The following is a 3603-nucleotide window of genomic DNA, read 5'->3' as shown; positions in this document are numbered from 1 at the left end:
ACCCACCCCGAACCCCTCCCAAGAGGGGATGGCAAGAGGCAAGAGGCAAGAGGCATAACCCACCCCGAACCCCTCCCAAGAGGGGATGGCAAGAGGCAAAAGGCAAGCTGTTCCCTGTTCCCTGTTCCCTGTTCCCTATTCCCTGTTCCCTGTTCCCTGTTCCCTGTTCCCTGTTCCCTCCTAAAGCGTCTCCAGATACGCTAATAAATCCGACATCGTTTGCGGACTCGGTTGAAACTGGGGCATGGGGGGAGTATCGCCACCAATGACTTGTTGGATTAGACTGGCGCGGGACTTGTGGGCCGAGATATCTTGGAGACTCGGGCCAACCAAACCATTGCCGCCATCGCCATGACAGCCTGAACAATTCATCTGAAAAATGGCGTAGCCTTGGCGGGGGTTGCCTTCAATGGCTAAAACTTCCTGAATGTAGGGATCTGAGGTTTGCCACTGGTGCAACACAAATACAGATAAGCCAATCGCCAGCAACCCCACCAACGTACAGACGGAGAGGTGCTGAATCAGGCGATCGATGTCGATCTCGAGGGCTGGCGTTTTCAAAAGCGTTCGGTTGGGCAAACTCGGGCGGGTTTATATAAATATACCAATCTTCTTCAATCTTAAAGGACAGGATTGAGAAAATCCAAGGGCTTAAGAGAATTTTTAGACAAGGGGGAGGCGCCTGAGGTGCCAATGGCTGGAGACTCCGTTAGGGCGATCGCCCCAGAAGCCCGTACAATAGTAAGTCACACTCGATTGATCACATTGCAGGAGACACACTCATGGTAGAACCCTTACTCGCGGGTATCGTTCTAGGACTGGTCCCCATTACCCTGGCTGGACTGTTTGTTGATGCCTATCTCCAATACCGTCGCAGCAACACTCTCACAGAAGAGTAAGTTGAAGGCGATCGCAGTAGGGACAACCCCCTTGTCCCTACATTTATTGGTGTTTTAAACCATTTTTCGGCGATAGAAGCGAACTTCTGTATTGCCATAGCGTTTTTCTCGGACTTGCTCTAATTCCTCAGGGATTTGAATGTCTTGGCGTTGGCGATCGCACTCGACGGCCATTTCTCCCTCAAGGCTGAGAAGTTGCAGTTGGGCGATCGCCTCTAAAACCGGATTATAGAGATCACTGGCATAGGGCGGGTCAAAGTAAATGCGATCGAACGGCTTTCCCGCCAAGCTGGGCAATCGCTTCAGCACATCCCCCCGCAAAACCTGGAACTGTTGCTCGGGTTTCGCCACCTGTTGCCAATTTTGCTGAATCACGCCACAGGCCTTGCCCCATTGGTCAATTCCCACCACTTCAAACGCCCCGCGTGATAAAGCTTCCGCCCCCATCGCCCCACTTCCGGCACAAAGATCCAACCAACGACAGCCCTCAATCTCCCCCAACCAGATATTAAACAACGCTTCACGAACTCGCGCTGGAGTCGGGCGAGTCGCCTCTCCAGGGAGAGTTTTCAGGGAACGATTGCCGTGGATTCGCAGGCTCATGGAAGGGAACAGGGAACAGGGAACGGGGAACAGGGAATAGGCAGTAGGGTAGGGTGTGTTCCGGCTTGCAATAGTGGGGGCGAAAAATCCCCTCCTGGGAGGGGTTAGGGGTGGGTTATGCCCCTACTTGCCGGAACGCACCGCTCATCTGTTAAACCGAAGCAACAGAGATGGCTTTTTCTGCGAGATGGACGAAATTGGAGAGAAGTTGTAGGCCAGCGGTGGAGGATTTCTCGGGGTGGAATTGGACCGCCATGAGATTGTCGCGGGCGATCGCCGCCGTAACGTCTTGACTTCCGTGAGTGACAGTGGCGGCTTTGAGGCTGGGATCGGTGGGATCAACGTAGTAGGAGTGAACGAAATACATCCAGGCGGGATTGGGGAGGTTTTCCCAAAGGGGAATCCCGGTTTGTTGAAAATCGAGGGCGTTCCAACCCATATGAGGAACGGTGATTCCCGGTTCGTGACGGAAGCGGCGCACGACTCCGGGGATAATACCTAATCCCGGTTGTGTTCCTTCTTCTGAACCGTCAAAGAGGATTTGTAAGCCGAGACAGATGCCGAGAAAGGGTTTTCCTTGGGCGATCGCCGTTTGGATGGGTTCGACGAGATGGCGCGATCGGAGATGTTCCACCGCTGGATCGAAGGAACCGACGCCGGGTAAGACGACGGCCTGGGCTTGGGCGATAACCTCCGGGGAATCGGTAATGATGGGGGTTGCCCCGGCCTTCTCCAATCCTTTACAAGCGGAGTGGAGGTTACCCATATCGTAATCGACCACTGCGATCTCAACCATAATTATCTCGTAACTCTTTACTGAGGAACCCTCTCGATTATCTCACCTTAGGGGCGATCGCCCACCGCCGACATCTGCCGCGCCCCAAAAATTCCCTTTAGCTGTCCCACGAGTTACGCTCAATTTCGAGATCTTGGTCAATCTGCTTTACCGTTCTAGTCTCTGAACGTTGCTTATGAATTTGGGCCAGAATCTCTTGGATAGAGGGGTCGTCAACTTGTTCAGACTGATGGGGAAACAGGACAATCACTTCTACTTGGTCATGGCTTAAATACAGTTGTGCTTCAGGAGGTAACTGAATTTCGAGCCGATTTCCCTCCAGGACTTTGGCTTCAAATCTGAATGCGGATTGATGGGTGTGTTTCATCATTGTCAGTTTATACAAAAGCTTCAGTGAGCCAACGCAACCTAATGGGTTAGGGGTTTTGGCTTAGGGGCGATCGCCCACCGCCGACATCTGCCGCGCCCCGAAAATCGCCTCACCGTGATGATAAAACTTAAACTCCAAGAGATTCTGAAAAGGATCTTGCAAGAAAAAGGTTTGATGTTCCGTCAGTTCCCCTTTAAAGCGGTGTTTAGGCTGTTGGTAGAACGGAAGTTGCCGTTCCTGGGCGCGGTTCAGGAGGCGTTCCCAATCGCGTAATTCAGGAAACACCAACCCAAAATGGCGGGGATAGATGCCCTGCTGCGGGGTGAGCGGTTCTGAGGTGACATGGGCGACGAGTTGATGTCCATAGAGATTCATGATTAGGGCTTGGGGAGATTCCCGGCCCAACTCGCAGCCTAAGCCGTCTCCGTAAAAGGCTTTGGTATCGTCTAGGTTCCCGACGGGAAACGCCAAGTGGAAGATGGTCTCTGACATAATGGGGCTTGAGGATGAGCGGTTGCAATCTTAGGATAGCCAGGCTTTGACGAATCTTCAATCAGAATCGGCTGTAAGCTAGTGCTTTCAAACCCTAGCCTAACCCGAGCTTGAAATTATGGAATTTAAATATGGAAGACGAATTACGCCCTGAGTACAACTTTTTTCAGATATCGGGAGGCGTTAATTGTAAAAACAACCGGTAGATATCATGCAATCCCACGCAACCGTCCTCGACGAACAGGCTGAACTCTGGCAATTCATAGAACTTTGGGTTGACCCAATTCTGTTTCCACCCAAAATCCTGATGCTAGTCGCTAATAAAAATGGCAGTTGTCATATTTTTAATCCTGCTTCTGGCTATAAACTGATTGTCACTCACCCTGACTATGAGGCTGCACAGGATTGGCTTCTGGAAGATGAATATGAACGGGTTAAGGGTA

At 51.7% G+C, this 3603-nt stretch carries 7 protein-coding genes; 2 read left to right on the top strand and 5 right to left on the bottom strand.

Features of this window, described 5'->3' with window-relative positions:
• Positions 1-180: 180 nt before the first annotated feature.
• Positions 181-561: a c-type cytochrome gene (locus R6U67_RS08620; RefSeq protein WP_068788078.1), complete on the bottom strand. Its 381-nt coding sequence runs from the start codon at positions 559-561 to the stop codon at positions 181-183.
• Between the two features lie 221 nt (positions 562-782).
• On the opposite strand from R6U67_RS08620, the gene petG reads away from it, so the two are divergent.
• Complete coding sequence (gene petG / locus R6U67_RS08615; RefSeq protein WP_410252167.1) at positions 783-899, top strand: cytochrome b6-f complex subunit V; 117 nt, start codon at positions 783-785, stop codon at positions 897-899.
• A gap of 54 nt (positions 900-953) precedes the next feature.
• On the opposite strand, the gene rsmD is transcribed toward petG, so the two are convergent.
• From rsmD to R6U67_RS08595, 4 genes are all read right to left on the bottom strand, one after another.
• Positions 954-1502 (bottom strand): 16S rRNA (guanine(966)-N(2))-methyltransferase RsmD, encoded by a 549-nt coding sequence (gene rsmD, locus R6U67_RS08610; RefSeq protein WP_410252166.1) that lies wholly within the window; start codon positions 1500-1502, stop codon positions 954-956.
• 151 nt (positions 1503-1653) lie between these two features.
• The gene (gene hisH / locus R6U67_RS08605; RefSeq protein WP_410252165.1) at positions 1654-2298 is read right to left on the bottom strand and encodes an imidazole glycerol phosphate synthase subunit HisH; all 645 of its coding nucleotides are present in this window, start codon (positions 2296-2298) and stop codon (positions 1654-1656) included.
• Between the two features lie 97 nt (positions 2299-2395).
• Positions 2396-2668 (bottom strand): hypothetical protein, encoded by a 273-nt coding sequence (locus R6U67_RS08600; protein WP_410252164.1) that lies wholly within the window; start codon positions 2666-2668, stop codon positions 2396-2398.
• 60 nt (positions 2669-2728) lie between these two features.
• Complete coding sequence (locus R6U67_RS08595) at positions 2729-3160, bottom strand: VOC family protein (RefSeq protein WP_410252163.1); 432 nt, start codon at positions 3158-3160, stop codon at positions 2729-2731.
• Between the two features lie 211 nt (positions 3161-3371).
• Between R6U67_RS08595 and R6U67_RS08590 the strand changes: the two genes are divergently transcribed.
• A partial coding sequence (locus R6U67_RS08590) for a hypothetical protein (RefSeq protein ID WP_410252162.1) occupies positions 3372-3603 on the top strand: 232 nt, incomplete at its 3' end.

Source organism: Sodalinema sp. (assembly GCF_046483825.1).
Classification (GTDB): domain Bacteria; phylum Cyanobacteriota; class Cyanobacteriia; order Cyanobacteriales; family Geitlerinemataceae; genus Sodalinema.
The sequence above is the reverse complement of the archived record's forward strand: the minus strand, read 5'-3'. Positions and strand labels throughout refer to the sequence as shown.